The organism is Pedococcus sp. P2_E2, from assembly GCF_056403955.1.
Genome location: NZ_JBFUEM010000001.1, coordinates 1,009,235 through 1,028,052, shown reverse-complemented (window position 1 = coordinate 1,028,052; position 18,818 = coordinate 1,009,235). Strand labels below are relative to the sequence as shown.

Below are 18,818 nucleotides of genomic sequence, written 5' to 3'. Positions count from 1 at the left end.
GTCACCTCGACCATGGCGTTCCGGCGTGCCCGCAATCCCGACGGGCGCATGTCGCTCGGCGACCACCTGCGTGAGCTCCGCCGACGCTTCCTGATCTCCGCTGTGACGGTCCTGCTCGGTGGCGTGCTCGGCTGGATCATCTACCCGCAGGTCTACGGCAGGCTGGCCGCGCCGTTCAACGACTACAAGGCTGCCCACCCCACGAGTGTCATCAACCTGAACTTCGGGACCGCCACCGCTGCCTTCTCCCAGCAGGTGAGCCTGTCGATCTTCGTCGGGATCATCGTGTCGAGCCCGGTGTGGCTCTACCAGCTGTGGGCGTTCATCGTGCCCGGGCTGACCAAGAAGGAGCGGCGGATCTCGCTGGCCTTCATCGGAGCGACGGTCCCGCTCTTCCTCGCCGGGTGTTCCATGGCCTACTACGTCCTGCCCAAGGTGCTCGCGGTCCTCTACGGGTTCACGCCTCCTGGGGCGTCGAACATCCAGCAGGTCAGCGAGTACTTCTCCTTCGTCACGCGGTTCATCCTCGTCTTCGGCCTCGCCTTCCTGCTGCCGGTCTTCCTGGTCGCACTGAACGCGATCGGCATCCTGCCGGCCAGGGCGATGATCAAGGCGTGGCGCCCCGCCATCTTCGGGATCTTCGTCCTCTCCGCCATCGCGACGCCGACACCGGATGCCTTCACGATGTTCCTGCTCGCCATCCCGCTGTGCGTCCTCTATGCCGCCGCGATCGGGGTCAGCAAGCTGATCGAGCGTGGCCGGACCAAGAACCGGCCGAAGTGGACCGAGGTGCCCGACGACGAGGCGTCGGCCCTGTAGCCTCCGCGCGTGAGTCCGAACCCATCCACCGTGAAGAAGCGCATCGGCCTGGTGGTCAACCCGACCTCCGGCAAGAACCGCGGGATGGCACTCGGCATCGAGGTGGCCCAGCGGATGCGGGCGGCCGGCCACGAGGTGCTGGACCTCTCGGACGAGTCGTATGCCGCGGCGCGCGACCGCGCCCTCGGCGCCATCTCCCAAGGCCTGGACGTGCTGGCCGTGGTCGGCGGTGACGGCATGGTGCACCTGGGTGTCGACCTCGCCGCCGAGACCAAGACGACCTTGGCCATCATCGCGGCCGGGACCGGCAACGACGTCGCCCGCGGCCTGGGCCTGCCGGTCCACGACCCCGTGCGCGCGGCCGACCTGGTCAGCACGGGGATCCCCCGCACCATCGACGCCGTCCGCCACGTCGACGCCCATGGGGGCCGACACTGGTTCGTGGGGGTCCTCGGGGCCGGCTTCGACTCGGTCGTCAACGAGCGCGCAAATACCTGGCCCTGGCCCAAGGGCAACATGCGCTACAACCTGGCGATCCTGCGCGAGCTCCCGCTGTTCAAGGCGATTCCCTATGTCGTGACGATCGACGGCGTGCGACACGAGACCCGCGCCATGCTCGTCGCGGTGGGCAACGGCCCCAGCTACGGCGGCGGGATGCAGGTCCTGCCCGGCGCCAGGTTCGACGACGGGTTGCTCGACGTGCTGATCCTGCACCAGATCAGCACGCTGGAGTTCCTCAAGGTCTTCCCCAAGGTCTTCAAGGGCGCCCACGTCACCCACCCCGCGGTGGAGATCATCCAGGGCCGCTCGGTGACCCTCGAGGCAGCGGGCATCGTGGCCTACGCCGACGGGGAGCGGTTCGCCCCGCTGCCGATCACCGTCGAGGTGGTCCCCGGCGCGGTGACGGTGCTGGCGCCTGCCGCCACGTAGGCTCGGGAGCATGTCGACGCCCGCTGAGCGATTCGCCGCAAGCGCCAGCCGCGCGGCATACGAGAAGTCTCGGTTGGCCGCCTTCGCGGCGACGGTGGACTTCCCCCTCGACGACTTCCAGGTCCAGGCGTGCGAGGCGGTCGAGGCCGGGCGCGGCGTGCTCGTCGCGGCGCCCACCGGGGCAGGCAAGACCATCGTGGGCGAGTTCGCGGTGTTCCTGGCCCTCGCCACCGGGCGCAAGGCGTTCTACACGACCCCCATCAAGGCGCTGTCCAACCAGAAGTACAACGACCTCGTGAAGCGTCACGGTGTCAAGAACGTCGGGCTGCTCACCGGGGACTCCTCGATCAACGGCGAGGCTCCCGTCGTCGTCATGACGACCGAGGTGCTCCGCAACATGATGTATGCCGGGTCGTCGACCCTGCACGGGCTCGGCTTCGTGGTCATGGACGAGGTGCACTACCTCGCCGACCGGTTCCGCGGCGCAGTGTGGGAGGAGGTCATCATCCACCTGCCGCAGGACGTGCAGGTCGTGTCGCTGTCCGCAACCGTGAGCAACGCCGAGGAGTTCGGCGCCTGGCTGTCGGAGGTGCGCAGCGGCGTCGACATCATCGTGTCCGAGCACCGCCCCGTGCCGCTGTGGCAGCACATGATGGTCTCGCAGTCGATGTACGACCTGTTCGTCGACGAGGCGTCCGCGCCGGTCACGGGCGCGGACGCGACGCGGGTGAATCCCGAGCTGTTGCAGGCGATTCGCACTTTCGAGCAACGCGGTCGCTGGGACGACGGCGCACGCCACGGATCGCAGTCGGACCGGCACAGCCGCGGTGGGCGGGGGCCTCGCGGCCCCGGCGGCGGCTACGGCGGGCACGGCATGGCCCGCAGCTCGGGCGGGCGCCCCGGTGGGGGAGCGACCCGTTCCGAGGTCGTCCAGCGGCTCGAGCGCGAGGGGCTGCTGCCGGCCATCACCTTCATCTTCAGCCGGGTGGGGTGCGAGGCCGCCGTCGGCCAGCTGCTGCGCGACGGGGTCCGGCTGATCACCGAGGCCGAGGGCGACCGGATCCGGCGCACCGTCGAGGAGCGCGTCTCCGCGCTGGCCGACGAGGACCTCGGCGTGCTCGGCTACTGGGACTTCGTGGACGGCCTGACGCGTGGGTTCGCGGCGCACCACGCCGGCATGTTGCCGACGTTCCGCGAGATCGTCGAGGAGCTCTTCACGGCAGGGCGGATCCGCGCCGTCTTCGCCACCGAGACCCTCGCACTCGGCATCAACATGCCCGCGCGCACGGTCGTCATCGAGAAGCTCGTGAAGTTCAACGGCGAGACCCATGCCGACATCACCCCCGCCGAGTACACCCAGCTGACCGGACGGGCCGGGCGTCGGGGGATCGACGTCGAGGGCCATGCCCTGGTCCAGTGGAACCGCGGGATGGACCCGCTCGCCGTGGCCGGACTGGCGTCCACCCGCACCTACCCGCTGAAGTCGTCCTTCCGGCCCACCTACAACATGGCCGTCAACCTCGTCGCCCAGGTCGGGCGCGAGACCGCCCGCGAGATCCTCGAGACCTCCTTCGCCCAGTTCCAGGCCGACCGCGCCGTGGTGGGGATGGCCAGGGCCGTGCGCAAGAACGAGGAGGGCCTCGAGGGCTACGGCGAGGGCATGGCGTGTCACCTCGGCGACTTCAAGGAGTATGCCGCGCTGCGCCACGAGATCGCGCGCCTCGAGAAGGAGGGGGCCAAGGTCCGCTCGGCGAGCAACCGGGCGCAGGCAGCGGTGTCGCTGGAGGCGTTGAAGATCGGGGACGTCATCAAGATCCCGTCGGGTCGCCGCGCGGGCTACGCCGTCGTCGTCCATCCCTCCAAGTCCTACCGGGGAGAGGTGCCGGCTCCGACCGTGGTGACCGAGGACAAGCAGCTCCTCAAGCTGACGCTCGTGGACGTCCCGACGCCGGTCGAGGCGATCGCGCACGTCAAGGTGCCGCCACACTTCAACTCCAAGAGCCCGAAGGCCCGCCGCGACCTGGCGACCTCACTGCGGATCGCCGTCCCCTACGACCCCCCGCCCGGCCGCTCGCGCGACCACGCGGCATACGCGGGAAGCGCTGAGGACGAACGCATCTCCGAGCTGCGCCGCCAGCTCAAGGCGCATCCCTGTCACCAGTGTCCGGACCGCGAGGACCACGCCAGGTGGGCCGAGCGGTGGTGGCGGCTCAAGCGCGAGACGCTCGGGCTGCAGCGCAAGGTGGAGGGGCGCACCAACTCGGTCGCCCGCACGTTCGACCGGATCTGCACCCTGCTCGGGGAGATGGGCTACCTGTCCGACAGTGGTGACCTCGTGACGCCGCAGGGGGAGAACCTGCGCCGGCTGTACACCGAGAAGGACCTGCTGGCCGCTGAGTGCCTGCGGCTGGGGGTGTGGAAGCGGCTGGACCCGGCCGGCCTGGCGTCGATCGTGTCGGCCCTGATCCACGAGCCGCGTCGCGACGAGACCGACCCGTCACCCCGGATGCCCAACGAGGACGTCGCCGAGGCGGTCCGTGAGATGAACCGGCTCTGGTCGGTGCTGGAGGACCGCGAACGCGAGCTCGGGCTCCCGCTCACCGGTGACCCCGATGCCGGGATGGTCTGGATGATGCACCGGTGGGCGAGCGGTCGTCAGCTGGAGGAGGTGCTTCGGGGGTCGGACATGGCCGCTGGTGACTTCGTGCGGCGGTGCAAGCAGGTGGTCGACCTGCTCGGTCAGATCGGCGACGCGGCACCCGAGCCGACCCTGCGCGCCACGTCGCGCAGGGCCATCGACGCCGTCATGCGCGGCGTGGTCGCCGCCGACCGCCTCGACTGAGCGCTCTCGGGTGGGCACTTTCGGGCGAGTGGCCGATTTCCCGGGCACAGGTGCGCCCCTCCCTCCGAACGACCGGGCGAGTGGCCGAATGTCCACCGTCGACGCCTGACGATGAGGCTGCACGCCTGACGATGTGGCTGCACGGCTACTCGATGCGCAGAGCCGACAGCACGCGGTTGAACGAGCTGGTCACCCCGAACTCACTGGCGACCCGGCTCATCAGCACGGGGTCCGCTACCTCGGTCGGCAGGGCCAGGTCCACCTCGTCGACCGGTGCGTCGCGAGTCACTCGCACCACCGTGGGCGCCACGTCGAGGTACGCCGTCGCCGCCTCCAGGTTGGCCCGCCGGGCTCCCTTGATGGCCGGAGCTCCAGAGTCCACCGCCGCCCGGAGACCGGCGAGCGAGCCGTACTCGGCGATCAGCTGGGCCGCGGTCTTGTCGCCGATGCCCTTGACGCCGGGCAGGCCGTCGCTCGTGTCACCGCGCAGGATCGACATGTCCAGGTAGGCGTCGCCGTTCTCCACGGCATACCGCTCCCGCAGGTAGTCCTGGGTCGCGAGGTCGGGGTCACGCACCCCGCCCTTGCCGGTGTAGAGGACACGGACGCCTCGGGCGTCGTCCACGAGCTGCAGGAGGTCGCGATCTCCCGTGACGATGTCGACCTTCATGGTGCCGCCCCACCGGGTGGCCAGCGTGCCGATCACGTCGTCGGCCTCGAAGCCGTCAGCCCCGAGGCGGGCAATACCCAGCGCTGCCAGCGCATCGACGATGACCGGCACCTGGGGAGCCAGGTCGTCCGGGACCTCTTCGGCGACGGTGTCGTCCGAGGCCGGGTGCGCCTGGTCGGGCACGGAGCCGGCCACTGGGGCGGGGGACTCCTCGGTCACCCGGTGAGCCTTGTAGCTGGGCAGCAGGTCGACCCGCCACTGCGGTCGCCAGTCGTTGTCCCAGCAGGCTGCGAGGTGGGTCGGCTGGTGGGTCGTGACGAGCGAGGCGATCATGTCGAGGAACCCGCGGATCGCATTGGTGGGCGGCTGCGAGGGATCGCTGCGCTGGTCCGGCACCCCGAAGAAGGCGCGGAAGTACAACGAGGCGCTGTCGAGCAGCATGAGACGGCCGGAGCTGTCGGGCGAGGTCATGGCGGACATGCTGCCACCCCCGACCCCGGTCCTCAGTAAGGTGTGGGCGTGGAAGACCTCGATCGACGCATCGTCGACCTGCTGCGCGCCGACGGTCGGATGAGCTACACCGACCTGGGCAAGGCCATGGGCCTGTCCACCTCGGCGGTCCACCAGCGGGTGCGTCGGCTCGAGGAGCGCGGGGTCCTCAAGGGGTATGCCGCGCTCGTCGACTACACCGCGTTGGACCTGCCGCTCACGGCGTTCATCTCGATCTCACCGCTGGACCCTGCTGCGCCGGACGACATCCCGGACCGGTTGCGCGACATCACCGAGCTCGAGGCCTGTCACTCGGTGGCGGGCGATGAGAACTACATCCTCAAGGCGAGGGTCCGCACGCCCGGTGACCTCGAGGTGCTGCTGGCTCGGGTGCGGTCCGCCGCGAACGTCGCCACCCGCACCACTGTGGTCCTTTCCACCCCCTGGGAGTAGCCGCCTCAGGGTTGGTCCAGCTCGTGCAGGGTCAGCAGCGTGAGGGCAGCGGTCCACACGAGCGGAGCTGGCCCGGCAGGGCGCCCGGTGCGCGTGACCTTCTCGGGCAGGGATCCGTAGGCCGTGCGGTGGTCATCCAGCCAGTTCAACCACCGTGTGGCTGTCCCGTCACGGGCCGTCGCCGCGGCCGTCAGAGCCACGAGGGCGGTCTCCGGCGTCCACGACGCACCGTCGTCCTTGGGCCAGTCGGCGCCGGGGGCCAGACCGCCGGCCGGGCGCAGGGCTTCACGCTGGTAGCGCAACCACGCGTCACGCAGGGCGTGGTCGGCCTCCTGGCCTCCCGGTGGACCGTGGAACGGGGGCAGCAGCATCGCCACCGCGGCGTCGACGCCTCCACCGTCCCGTCCGAACCGCTCGTACCGCGGACCGAAGCTGCCGGTGACGACCTCGCTCAACCGCGAGGCCACGACGCCGACGGTGACGGCCTCCGTCGGCTGTCCGGTGGCGCGGTAGTCACCGGCCGCGGCCTCCAGGCCCGCGAGCATCGGCGCCACGGTCCCCAGGGAGGTGCGGTCGACCGGCAGCTCCCAGTAGTCCGGGGACGGTGGCGGGAGCCGGCTGCCCGAGTCGACGAGCGTGGTGAGGGCTTGCACACAGCGGTCTCGGAGGCCGGCCGCCGTCGCCGGGACACTCGCGGGGCTCGCGGTCCGCACCTGCGCGATGGCCCAGAGCACCCAGCCACACCCGTCGGACTGGCGTGGGCGGTCGGTCAGGGGCGACCCGTCCAGACGGTATCGAGCCTGGAAGCCCTGCAAGGGGTCGAACTCCAGTCGCGCCAGGCGGTCGAGGATCGACGCAGCCTCCTTGTCGTGACCGCTGATGCTCAGAGCGGCCGCCGCGAACGAGCCGTCCCGCGGCCAGAAGTATCCCCACGGCCCGCCGGGCCCGGCCGCCACGGTCCCGTTCGGGGACAGGAACGAGTGGATGTCGACGAGCGCCCACCTCGCCAGGTCCTCCCAGCGGGTGCCGTCGCCGGGCACGGTGCCGGTCTCCAGCCAGAGCTGGTCAGCCCTGCTCTGGCCACCGGCTGCATACACCTCGGGTGAGCGGTAGCCAGGCGCCGTGAGGAGTCGGGCCTCGGGGAGGTGCGCCCGGGGGCCTGCGGTCGCGCCGACCATGACGAGCGCGAGCAGCAGGATGCCCAGCGACCCTGTCCGCGTGGTCCTCACGTGTCACCCCCGATGGTGGGCCAGTCAGCCCACGGTAGATCGCCCCGGGGGCCGACGCACACCACCTTTGGGGGAGTCGGCGGCACGGCGGGTGAGCAGGGCGTCGACGACCGCGACGTCAGGGCGCGGTCAGGGCGTCACCGCGATATCAGCGCGACCTGTGCCCGCGTGGCGGTGACCAGGTCGTCAGGCGTGAGGGAAAGGTCGAGGCCACGACGGCCTCCCGAGACGTACACGCGGTCGAACCCGAGAGCAGACTCGTCCACGACGGTCGGGAGTGCCTTCTTCTGCCCGATGGGGGAGATCCCGCCCACGACGTAGCCGCTCGACCGCTCGGCGTCGGCGGGTTGGGCCATCGCCACCTTCTTGAGGCCCAGTGCGGCCGCGATGGCCTTGAGGTCGAGCTGCCGGTCGACCGGCACCACCCCGACGGCCAGGCCGCGCTCGGACTCGACCAGGAGGGTCTTGAAGACCTGTCCGGGGGGCACCGACAGCGCAGCGGCGGCCTCCAGTCCATAGGAGGCCGCCGCCGGGTCGTGCTCGTAGGAGTGCACCTCGAACGCCAGTCCGAGCCGGGTCAGCGCCGTGCTGGCGGGGGTGCCGGTGCTGGCCTCGCGACGCTTGCCCATCAGGTGTCGGTATGCCGTGACGGAGGTAGGTCGGTCAGCGCTTGTCGACGCGCTTGACGAGCGCCCAGGCGGCCGGGAAGAGGCCCGCAGCCGCCGCGATCTTGATGGCGTCGCCGAGGAGGAAGGGGGTGAAGCCGGCGGCCAGGCCGGCCTCGAGGTCCATGCCGGTGGAGCCCATCAGCCACGACACGCCGACGGCGTAGATGACGAGGTTGCCGAGCACCATGGTGACGCCCGTCCTCACCACGGTGCGGTCACCGCCGCGCTGGGCCAGCCACCCCACGAGCGTCGCCGCAGCGACGAAGCCGATGACGTAGCCGAACGTGGCGCCGCCCCAGCCGTCGTTGTGGTCGGCGAACCAGTTCACGCCCAGTCCGCCGGCGACCAGGTAGGTGCCGACGCTGAGCAGGGCCCGCAGGCCGCCCAGTGAGGCTCCCGTCAGCAGGACGGCGAACGTGCCGAGCGTGAGGGGCACCGGGGTGCCCGGGAGCGGGACGTGCCACTGGGACAAGAGGCCGATGAATCCGGCGCCGGCAGCGATGAGCAGGACGTCACGAACGCGCGATCCGACCCATGCGGGCACGCCCACCACTGCGGGGACGTAGTCGGCCAGGACGCGCTTGCGGGGGATGGCGATAGCAGTCACGGGAGCAACCTAGCGAAGCCCGACCGCGCGGCATGACAGGCCCTCACGTCGTGAACGTCACACGCCGCGGCCGCGCACCGTCCGACTCAGACCAGCGAGGCCTCGCGGCTGGCCGCGGCGCGCTCGACGGCGATCGCGTGGGCAGCCTCGTGGTCACCCTCCTCACGCCACCACTGCTGGCCCGCCTCAGGGAGGGTGTAGATCGGGTCGTAGTAGACGTAGTCGCGCGACAGGGCGTCGGTGTCTGCGTTCTCGATCGAGGTGCGGTAGTTCTTGCGCCAGAACGACATTCCGCGCTCGGTGTCGTAGCTGTCGACCTGGTGCACCCATCGCTTGCCGACGAACGGCACGTCGCAGACGATGCGCGGCGTGGCGAAGCCGGGCAGGTAGCCCATCATCGAGTGCTGCAGGTGCTGCGCCTCGGCGAGCGAGAGCCGCCAGTGCTCGGAGAACGGGATCATGTCGCACATGTAGAAGTAGTACGGCGTGATCATCGCGTCGTCCTGGAGGGCGAAGCAGAGGTCGAGCAGCTGCTCCACCGAGTCGTTGATGCCGCGCATCAGGACGCCCTGGTTGCGCACGTCCCGCACGCCGGCCTCCAACATCGCCTTGGAGGCGTCGGCCACCAGCGGCGTGACGGACTGCGCGTTGTTGACGTGGGTGTGGATCGCCAGGGAGACACCGCGCGAGCGGGCCTTGGCCGACACGCGGGCAACCCCCTCGACGACGTCGGGCTGCAGCCAGTGCTGGGGCAGGCCCATCAGCGCCTTGGTCGCCAGCCGGATGTCGCGGATGTTCTCGACGTCGAGCAGCTTGTCGATGAAGCCCTCGAGGTTCTTCCACGGCATGTTGGCGACGTCGCCACCGGAGACGACGACGTCACGCACCTGTGGCGTCTGCTGCAGGTAGGCGAGCATGGCGGCGTAGCGGTCGACCGGCTTGCCGGTGAGCTTGAGCTTGTCGATCACCGGCGTGGAGTTGCCGACGAGGTCCATGCGGGTGCAGTGTCCGCAGTACTGCGGACAGGTCGGGAGCAGCTCGGCGAGCACCTTGGTGGGGTAGCGGTGGGTCAGGCCCTCGGCGACCCACATGTCGTGCTCGTGCAGGCTGTCGCGGGTCGCGTGCGGGTGGGACGGCCAGTCGGTGCGTCGGTCGGAGAACACCGGGAGCATGTAGCGCCGGATGGGGTCGGCGTAGAACGCCCGGGTGAACTCGGCACCGGCGGCGGGCATCCGCCCGTCGGTCCAGGTCATCTCACTGACCATGGTGTTCATCATCTGCGGGGGGACGAGCATCGACATCGTGGCGCGCTCGGCCTGGTCGCGCTCGAGGTCGGCGTAGAAGGCGTCGGTCAGCAGGTCGCCCATCAGCTCGCGCAGCTGCTTGATGTTCTTGACGCAGTGCGCCCGCTGCCACTGAGCGCTGGCCCAGTCCTCGGCAGTGACGTCGCGCCACCCCGCGAATCGGGTCCAGTCGGGCTCCACCAGCTCGCGGTGGCGGTAGACATAGGGCTGCTCGATGGCGGTGCTCATACGTGGCAGGATACGGGACAGGTTCCGATGAAATCGACATCCGGCCGCAAGATTTGCGCTCTGTGTCGCAATTGATAGGAGATTCTGTGGTCCGCACCCCCTCGTCGCCCGTGGGTTTGCACCGCGTCCTCGACCCCGCCGGGGCCTCGCTGCCCCAGGCCGCCCAGCGGCTCGACGCCTCGCCCGAGCTGTGGCCGGACGAGGTGCGCATCAGCATCGAGACGCTCAACCTCGACGCGGCGTCCTACCGTCAGCTCTCCGAGAAGCACGGCGGCGACGGCGATGCCGTCCGCGCAGAGGTGCTCGACATCGTGGCCACGCGCGGGAAGATGCAGAACCCCGTCACCGGTTCCGGCGGCATGCTCATCGGCACGGTCGAGGAGGTCGGACCCGAGTCCACCCTCGGCCTGGCGGTCGGCGACCACGTCGCCACGCTCGTCTCGCTGTCTCTCACGCCGCTGGTGGTCACCGACCAGCTGGCTCGGTGGGACGGCAAGAGCGAGCGGGTGCCCGCCCGGGGACACGCCATCCTCTTCGGCCGCTCGATCGCGGCGCAGCTGCCCCCCGACCTGGCCCCGGACCTCGCCCTCATGGTGATGGACGTGTGCGGCGCACCGGCGCTGGTGGCCCGCGTGGTGGAGGAGTATGCCGCGCGCGGCGTCAGCCCCACCGTGTGCGTGCTCGGCGGGGCCGGCAAGTCCGGCTCGCTGTCCCTCGCCGCGGCGGCGCGGGCCGGCGCAGGCCGTCGCATCGCCGTGGTGCCCTTCGAGCGCGAGGCCGACCTGCTGTCCGGCACCGGACTGGCGGACGAGGTGGTCATCGCCGACGCCCGCAGCCCGCTCGGACTGTCCGAAGCCGTTGCCGCTGCGGGGGGACCAGCGGACATCACGGTCGTCTGCGTGGACGTGCCCGGGTGCGAGCAGCCGGCCATCCTCTCGACGGCACAGGGCGGCACGATCATCTTCTTCTCCATGGCCACCCACTTCGCGGCAGCGGCGCTCGGCGCCGAAGGTGTCGCCGCCGACGTTCGCATGCTGGTGGGCAACGGCTACGTGCCCGGCCACGCGGCATACGCCCTCGACCTGATCAGGGGCAACGCCGCGGTGCGGAGTCTCTTCGAAGGTCGCCTCGCGGAGTAGCGGCGGGACCAAAGGCCTTCCCCTCGGGTGCGGGTCCGTGGTGTCGTGGGGCGCATGCCGCAGACGTCCGCTGTGCCGGTGACCGTGTCCTACGCCCCGGAGGACCTCGCGCTGGACCTGCGGTGGTGGGCTGCCGCCAACTACCTGACGGTCGGCCAGATCTACCTGCGGGACAACGCCCTGCTCCGGGAGCCGCTGACCCTGGCGCACACCAAGCCCCGCCTGCTCGGCCACTGGGGCACCAGCCCCGGCCTGTCGATGATCTACGCCCTGGTGAACCGCCGCATCCGCGAGACCGACACGGACTGGCTCTACGTCACGGGCCCGGGGCACGGCGGCCCCGCCCTCGTGGCGGCAGCCTGGCTCGAGGGTACCTACAGCGAGATCTACCCCCACATCGGTGACGACGCCGAAGGGGTGCTGCGGCTCTTCCGCCAGTTCTCCTCGCCTGGGGGCATCCCCAGCCACGTCAGCGTCCAGACCCCCGGCTCGATCCACGAGGGGGGCGAGCTCGGCTACGCACTGGTGCACGCGGCGGGGGCGGCGTTCGACCACCCGGAGCTGGTGGTCGCCTGCGTCGTCGGCGACGGCGAGGCCGAGACCGGACCCCTGGCCGCGTCGTGGCGGCTGCCGAACTTCCTGAACCCGCGCCGGGATGGTGCGGTGCTGCCGATCCTGCACCTCAACGGATACAAGATCGCCGGGCCCACCGTGTTGGGACGCACCTCCGACGAGGATGTGGAGGACTACCTGCGCAGCCAGGGCTGGGACCCGGTCACGGTCAGCGGGGACGACCCCGCGCAGGTCTTTCCTGCCTTCCGGTCGGCGCTGGCGACAGCTCACGACAAGATCCGGTCGATCCAGGAAGCGGCGCGCAGTGGCTATGGTCCGGCCGAGCCGGTGCGGCACCCGTGGCCCGCCATCGTGCTGCGCACCCCGAAGGGCTGGACCGGTCCCGACATCGTCGACGGCGTGCAGGTGCAGGGGACCAACCTGTCCCACCAGGTGCCGCTGGCCGGCCTCGCCGAGGACCCCGGACACCTGCGGCTGCTCGAGGAATGGCTGCACACCTACCGCCCCGACGAGCTGTTCGACGCCGATGGCCGGCTCGCGCCAGAGCTGCGGGACCTCGCGCCGGCAGGGGACAAGCGCATGTCCGCGACGCCCTACGCGAACGGCGGACGGCTGCGCACGGAGCTGCCAACGCAGGACCTGACGGCATACGAGGTCCCCCTCACGCCCACCAGACGCGGACAGGACTCGGTGGAGAACACCATCACGTCCGGTCGCCTCATGCGCGACCTGTACGCCGCGACGACCCGACCCGACGGAGGCGGCACCTTCCGACTGTTCTCCCCGGACGAGACGGCGAGCAACCGCCTCCAGCCGGTGTTCGAGGTGACGGACCGCTGCTTCATGGGACCCCTGCGGGAGACCGACGACCACCTCGCGCCGGACGGCCGCGTGATGGAGGTGCTGAGCGAACACCTGTGCCAGGGCTGGCTCGAGGGATACGTGCTGAGCGGTCGGCACGGGATGTTTGCGACCTACGAGGCCTTCGCGATGGTGTCGGCGTCGATGGCCGTGCAGCACGTGAAGTGGCTGCAGCACGCGCAGGAGCTGCCCTGGCGGGCCGACGTGTCGTCGCTGAACGTCCTGCTCACGTCGACGTGCTGGCGCAACGACCACAACGGGTTCTCCCACCAGGGTCCCGGACTGATCGACTGCCTCATCCCGTTGTCGCCGCAGGTCGTGCGGGTGTGGCTGCCCCCGGACGCCAACACCACGCTGTCCATCACCGACCACTGCCTGCGCAGCACCAACTACGTCAACCTCATCGTCGTGGACAAGCAGAAGCACCTGCAGTACCTCACGCTCGAGGAAGCCCACGCACACTGTGCCGCGGGTGCCGGCGTCTGGGACTGGGCCAGCACCTGCGGACCGGACGACGAGCCCGACATCGTGCTCGCCTGCGCCGGCGACGTGCCGACCCAGGAGGCGCTCGCCGCCGCCGAGCTGCTCGCCGAGCACGTGCCAGAGCTCAGGGTGCGCTTCGTCAACGTCGTCGACCTGATGGCCCTGCTTCCCGAGAACGACCATCCCCATGGCTACTCGGACAGCCAGTTCGACGACCTCTTCACCGCCGACAGACACGTCGTGTTCGCGTTCCACGGCTACCCCCGTGCCGTGCACCAGCTCATCCACGGGCGCAACGACCCGGGGCGCTTCCACGTCCGCGGGTTCAACGAGCAGGGCACGACCACGACACCCTTCGACATGGTCGTGCTCAACCGGATGAGCAGGTTCCACCTCGCCCAGGTGGTGCTCCGCCGCGCTGATCGCCGCGTGCCAGGGTGGGACGCGCTCACCGAGCTCTGCGAGCGGCGGCTCGCCGAGCACCGGCCCCACATCGAGGAGCACCTCGAGGACATGCCGGACATCGCGGACTGGACCTGGAGGGGACCTGTCCACCCCAGCGCGCCTGACGAGTCGGGCCGGTAGTTTCGACCCCGTGACCACCAGCATCTACATCGCCGGCACCGAAGCCCGGTCCGGCAAGTCGGCGGTGGCGGTCGGACTGCTGCACCAGCTGAGCCGACGCGCGGGCCGGGTGGGCGTGTTCCGCCCCATCGTCCGCGCCTCGGGGCCGGACGAGCTGGTCCTGACGCTGTTGTCCCAGCTGCCCGGCGACCTCTCGGCAGAGCAGGCGTGCGGCGTGACCTACGACGACCTGCACGCCTCGCCCGAGCGGGCCATGGGAGTGATCGTCGACCGCTTCCACGACGTTGCCCGTGACCACGACGTCGTCCTCGTCGTGGGATCCGACTTCACCGACGTCTCGGCACCGACGGAGTTCTCGGTCAACGCGGCGGTGGCCGCCAACCTCGGCTCCCGGCTGCTCCTGGTCGTACCGGCACAGGGACACGACCCTGGGGAAGTGGCGACGACGGCCGAGATGGCGGTCACAGCGGCCCGCGAGGCGCATGCGCACGTGACCGGTGTGGTTGCCAACCAGGTGGCACGAGAGCTCCTGGCGGCCACCACGACCGCTGTGTCGGACCGGGTCGGGCTCCCCGTGCAGTCGCTGCCGGAGACACCACTGCTGCGGGCCCCGACCGTCAAGGACCTCGTCGACGCGTGCTCCGGCCGGCTCGTCCACGGCGAGGCCGGGTGGCTCGACCGCGAGTGCATGGGCCTGGTGGTCGCAGCCATGACCATGCCCCACGTCCTGGACCGGCTCATCGAGGGCGGCGTCGTGATCGTGCCCGGCGACCGTGAGGACGTGGTCCTTGGCGTCCTGCTCGCCCACCGGTCCAAGACCTTCCCGACCCTGTCGGGGATCGTCCTCAACGGCGGGTTCCCGCTCTCGCCGCAGGTCCAGCGGCTCATCGAGGGCCTCGACGTCGTACTGCCGATCGTCGCGACCGACAGCGGCACGATGACGACCGCGACGAGGTTGGGCGCGGCGCGTGGGCGCCTGACCCCCGGGTCCACCCGCAAGCTCGAGGCCGCAGTGGCCATGGTCGAGCGCGGACTCGACGCCGAGGCGTTGCTCGGACCCGTCGCGACGACGGGGGAGGGTGCTGTCACCCCGTTGATGTTCGAACACCAGCTGGTCGACGACGCTCGAGCGGCAGGCGCTCACATCGTGCTACCCGAAGGTGCCGAGGACCGGATCCTGCTCGCGGCCGACACCGTCCTGGCGCGCGAGATCGCGAAGCTCACCCTGCTCGGCGACGAGGAGACGATCCGCGCCAACGCAGCCCGCCTGGGTGCGGACATCTCCGGGGCGGCGATCATCGACCCGTCCAGCAGCTCCCTGCGCGAAGGATTCGCTGCAGACTATGCCGGGCTCCGGGCCCACAAGGGGGTCACACTCGACCAGGCCCGTGACCGGGTCGTCGACCCGTCCTACTTCGGCACGCTGATGGTGCACCAGGGCCTCGCTGACGGCATGGTCTCGGGGTGCATCACGACCACGGCACACACGATCCGCCCCGCCCTCGAGATCGTCCGGACCTCGCCTGACGTGTCGGTGGTCTCGAGCGTCTTCCTGATGTGCCTGGCCGACCGCGTCCTGGTCTACGGCGACTGTGCGGTCAACCCCGACCCGACCGCCGAGCAGCTCGCTGACATCGCGATCTCCTCGGCCCGCACGGCGCAGCGGTTCGGTATCGAGCCGAAGGTGGCGATGCTGTCGTACTCGACAGGCGAGTCGGGGACCGGCGCTGATGTCGACAAGGTCCGTGCCGCCACGGCGCTGGTCCACCAGCGTGCTCCAGAGCTGCTCGTCGAGGGTCCGATCCAGTACGACGCCGCGGTCGACCCCCACGTCGCGGCGACGAAGCTCAAGGACAGCCCCGTGGCGGGGCGCGCGACAGTCTTGGTGTTCCCTGACCTCAACACCGGCAACAACACCTACAAGGCGGTCCAGCGCAGCGCGTCGGCCGTCGCGATCGGTCCGATCCTCCAGGGCCTCAACCGGCCGGTCAACGACCTGTCCCGTGGAGCGCTGGTGCGCGACATCGTCAACACGATCGCCATCACGGCGATCCAGGCCGGCGCCTGATGCCGAGGTCGCGCACGGTCCTGGTCGTCAACTCGGGGTCGTCGTCGCTGAAGTACCAGGTCATCGATGCCGACAGAGGTGCCACCGCAGCCTCGGGGCTGGTCGAGAGGATCGGGGGCGCTGGACGTCTCAAGCACACGTCCAGCGACGAGACGCACGAGCGTGACGTCACCTGCAACGACCACCGGGCCGCCCTCGACGCGGCCCGAGCCGCGCTGCGCGAGCACGGACCGGATCTCGGAGAGGTGGGGCTCTTCGCCGTCGGGCACAGGGTCGTGCACGGCGGCCCACGGTTCACCGAGCCGGTGGTTGTCGACGACGACGTGATCGAAGCCATCCGCGAGCTCGTGCCGCTGGCACCTCTGCACAACCCGGCGAACCTCGAGGGCATCCTCAGCGCCCGGGAGTCCTTCCCCGACGTTCCCCAGGTTGCCGTCTTCGACACCGCCTTCCACCAGACCCTTCCCGCTCGGGCCCACACGTATGCCGTGCCCGCGGACTGGCGGGACCGCCACCACGTGCGGCGCTACGGCTTCCACGGCACGTCGCACCGCTACGTCTCCCGTCGCACGGCGGAGCTCCTGGGGCGCAGCCCCGCCGACTGCAACGTCATCGTGCTCCACCTCGGCAACGGCGCCAGCGCCTGCGCGGTGCAGGGTGGTCGCAGCATCGACACCTCGATGGGGCTGTCTCCACTCGAAGGCCTGGTGATGGGTACTCGCTCCGGTGACGTCGACCCGGCGCTCGGCGCCTATCTCGCCCGCGTCGCGGACCTCGACGCCACGGCATACGACGAGGCACTCAACAAGGGCAGTGGCCTGCTGGGCCTCGCCGGCATCTCCGACGTGCGCGAGCTCGAGCAGCGGCGTGCCCATGGCGACGCGGACGCCGCTCTGGCCTTCGACGTGATGGCCTACCGGCTGCGCAAGTACGTCGGTGCGTATGCCGTGGCGCTGGGCCACGTCGACGCCATCGCGTTCACCGGTGGCATCGGTGAGAACAGCGCCGAGGTGCGACACGCTGTGCTCAGCGGTCTCGAGGTCCTCGGAGTCGAGGTCGACGCGTTGGCGAACGTCGCGGGGGAGCCCACCCGGCTGGTCACGACGGCCCGCAGCAACATCGCTGTGTACGTCGTCCCGACCAACGAGGAGCTGGAGATCGCCCGCGCCTGCCTCGACGTCCTGGGGCAGGACGGTCCCGTCTAGGGTGCTGGCGTGACCACCCTGTACCGCGGCGGCTTCGTCTACACCCCCATCGACCCCTTCGCCAACGCGATGGTGGTCGACGACGCGACGGGCACGATCGCCTGGATCGGCGGTGACGACGCGGCGGCTGTGCACGTCGACGCCGTCGACGAGGTGGTGGAGCTCGACGGTGCGTTGGTGACCCCGGCGTTCGTCGATGCCCACGCCCACACCTCGCAGACGGGGGCGGGTCTTCGCGGAGTCGACCTCGGCACGACGCAGTCGGTCGTCCAGGCGCTCAGCCGCATCGAGGACGCCGCCCGTGCCAACCAGGGGCGCCCCGTCTACGCCCCCAACTGGGACCAGGGCGACTGGGCCGAGCGCCGTCCGCACACCGGTGCCGAGCTGGACCGCGCGACCTACGGGGGAGTCGTCTACTCACCCCGCGTCGACGGTCACTCGGCCGTCATCTCCTCCGCCCTGGCGGCTGCCTCCGGTGCCCGAGACCTGCCAGGCTGGGAGGGCGACGGCCTGGTCACCAAGGACGCCCACCACGCAGCCCGCGAGGCCTTCAACGGCGCGGTCACTCCTGCGCAGCGGCGGGCCGACATCGACCTCGCCCTCCAGGCCGCGGCGGCAGCCGGGATCGGACTCCTGCACGAGAACGGCGGCCGCACCCTGTCGGGCACCGACGACTTCGCGGAGGTCCTGGCGGCGGGGGAGCGTGGCGACGGGCCCCAGACGATCGGCTACTGGGCCCAGCTCGTGGCCGACGAGGCGCAGGCCCGGGACGTCGCCACCCTGCGCGGCGCCCGCGGGCTCGCCGGCGACCTCAACATCGACGGCTCGGTCGGGTCACGCACCGCCCACCTCCGGGCGGACTACTCCGACGCCTCCGGTCACGCCGGCAACGCCTACCTCACCGTCGAGCAGGTTCGCGACCATGTCGCTGCCTGCTCGCTCGCGGGCGTCCAGGCCGGGTTCCACGTGATCGGCGACGCCGGGGTGGACACCGCGATCGAAGGGTTCGAGGCTGCCGCTGCCCTCGTCAGGGCTCCCGTCGTGACGCGGACCCGGCACCGCCTCGAGCACCTCGAGATGATCTCGCGAGACGGCATCGAGCGCCTCGTGCGACTTGGGGTCACTGCGAGCGTCCAGCCCGCCTTCGACGCCTTCTGGGGTGGCGACCAGGGCATGTATGCCGCGCGGCTGGGCGCCGACCGCGTCCACGGACGCCGCGGCGGCGACTGCGCCCCGATGAACGCCTTCGCAGAGATGATGGCGGCCGGGATGATCGTCGCCCTGGGATCGGACTCGCCGGTGACCCCGTTCGCCCCGTGGGAGGCCGTGCGGGCCTGCGTGAACCACCACGACGAGAGCCAGCGGGTCTCCGCGCGTTCGGCCTTCCTTGCCCACACCCGGGGTGGCTGGCGGGCGGCCGGGTACGACGACCGGGGCTACCTCGACCTGGGACTGCCGGCGAGCTTCGCCGTGTGGGAGGTGGGCGACCTCGTGGTGCAGGCACCGGACGACCGCATCCAGACCTGGTCCACCGACCCGCGCTCCGGGACGCCCGGCCTGCCGGACCTCTCGCCGGGCAGTCCCTCACCGACCTGCCAGCGGACGGTCGTGCGCGGTCGCACCGTCTTCGACTCCGGCGCGCTCGCCTCGTGACCCTGGGACCGG

At 70.7% G+C, this 18,818-nt stretch carries 14 protein-coding genes; 9 read left to right on the top strand and 5 right to left on the bottom strand.

What is annotated here, in order from left to right:
- The first annotated feature begins 12 nt into the window (after window positions 1-12).
- The 3 genes from tatC to AC1DWR_RS04850 are packed head-to-tail and all read left to right on the top strand — an operon-like array spanning window position 13 to window position 4,591.
- Window positions 13-819, top strand: a complete 807-nt coding sequence (gene tatC, locus AC1DWR_RS04860) for a twin-arginine translocase subunit TatC (RefSeq protein WP_477612935.1) — start codon at window positions 13-15, stop codon at window positions 817-819.
- Between the two features lie 9 nt (window positions 820-828).
- A complete protein-coding gene (locus AC1DWR_RS04855) occupies window positions 829-1,749 on the top strand; it encodes a diacylglycerol/lipid kinase family protein (protein ID WP_477612936.1) in 921 nt (306 codons plus the stop codon).
- 10 nt (window positions 1,750-1,759) lie between these two features.
- Window positions 1,760-4,591, top strand: coding sequence for a DEAD/DEAH box helicase (locus tag AC1DWR_RS04850; protein WP_477612937.1), 2,832 nt, complete (start codon window positions 1,760-1,762; stop codon window positions 4,589-4,591).
- Between the two features lie 145 nt (window positions 4,592-4,736).
- On the opposite strand, the gene AC1DWR_RS04845 is transcribed toward AC1DWR_RS04850, so the two are convergent.
- Entirely contained in the window at window positions 4,737-5,732 is a 996-nt protein-coding gene (locus AC1DWR_RS04845; RefSeq protein WP_477612938.1) for a 5'-3' exonuclease, read from the bottom strand.
- 48 nt (window positions 5,733-5,780) lie between these two features.
- Between AC1DWR_RS04845 and AC1DWR_RS04840 the strand changes: the two genes are divergently transcribed.
- On the top strand, window positions 5,781-6,203 hold the full coding sequence (locus tag AC1DWR_RS04840; RefSeq protein ID WP_477612939.1) for an Lrp/AsnC family transcriptional regulator: 423 nt from the start codon (window positions 5,781-5,783) through the stop codon (window positions 6,201-6,203).
- 5 nt (window positions 6,204-6,208) lie between these two features.
- On the opposite strand, the gene AC1DWR_RS04835 is transcribed toward AC1DWR_RS04840, so the two are convergent.
- From AC1DWR_RS04835 to AC1DWR_RS04820, 4 genes are all read right to left on the bottom strand, one after another.
- Window positions 6,209-7,432, bottom strand: a complete 1,224-nt coding sequence (locus tag AC1DWR_RS04835; RefSeq protein WP_477612940.1) for a glycoside hydrolase family 15 — start codon at window positions 7,430-7,432, stop codon at window positions 6,209-6,211.
- Window positions 7,433-7,569: 137 nt separating this feature from the next.
- Entirely contained in the window at window positions 7,570-8,061 is a 492-nt protein-coding gene (ybaK, locus tag AC1DWR_RS04830) for a Cys-tRNA(Pro) deacylase (protein ID WP_477612941.1), read from the bottom strand.
- A gap of 34 nt (window positions 8,062-8,095) precedes the next feature.
- On the bottom strand, window positions 8,096-8,707 hold the full coding sequence (locus AC1DWR_RS04825; protein WP_477612942.1) for a biotin transporter BioY: 612 nt from the start codon (window positions 8,705-8,707) through the stop codon (window positions 8,096-8,098).
- 86 nt (window positions 8,708-8,793) lie between these two features.
- The gene (locus AC1DWR_RS04820) at window positions 8,794-10,239 is read right to left on the bottom strand and encodes a KamA family radical SAM protein (protein ID WP_477612943.1); all 1,446 of its coding nucleotides are present in this window, start codon (window positions 10,237-10,239) and stop codon (window positions 8,794-8,796) included.
- An 86-nt stretch (window positions 10,240-10,325) separates the two neighbouring features.
- Between AC1DWR_RS04820 and kdd the strand changes: the two genes are divergently transcribed.
- From kdd to AC1DWR_RS04795, 5 genes are read left to right on the top strand one after another with little or no spacing between them, the layout of a single operon-like run.
- The gene (kdd, locus tag AC1DWR_RS04815) at window positions 10,326-11,378 is read left to right on the top strand and encodes an L-erythro-3,5-diaminohexanoate dehydrogenase (protein WP_477612944.1); all 1,053 of its coding nucleotides are present in this window, start codon (window positions 10,326-10,328) and stop codon (window positions 11,376-11,378) included.
- A gap of 54 nt (window positions 11,379-11,432) precedes the next feature.
- Window positions 11,433-13,880: a phosphoketolase family protein gene (locus tag AC1DWR_RS04810; RefSeq protein ID WP_477623765.1), complete on the top strand. Its 2,448-nt coding sequence runs from the start codon at window positions 11,433-11,435 to the stop codon at window positions 13,878-13,880.
- A 10-nt stretch (window positions 13,881-13,890) separates the two neighbouring features.
- Window positions 13,891-15,948, top strand: a complete 2,058-nt coding sequence (pta, locus tag AC1DWR_RS04805; protein WP_477623764.1) for a phosphate acetyltransferase — start codon at window positions 13,891-13,893, stop codon at window positions 15,946-15,948.
- Window positions 15,948-17,153, top strand: a complete 1,206-nt coding sequence (locus AC1DWR_RS04800; protein WP_477623763.1) for an acetate/propionate family kinase — start codon at window positions 15,948-15,950, stop codon at window positions 17,151-17,153. The genes pta and AC1DWR_RS04800 overlap by 1 nt, the downstream gene beginning before the upstream one ends.
- A 9-nt stretch (window positions 17,154-17,162) precedes the next feature.
- A complete protein-coding gene (locus AC1DWR_RS04795; protein WP_477623762.1) occupies window positions 17,163-18,806 on the top strand; it encodes an amidohydrolase in 1,644 nt (547 codons plus the stop codon).
- Window positions 18,807-18,818 lie beyond the last annotated feature (12 nt).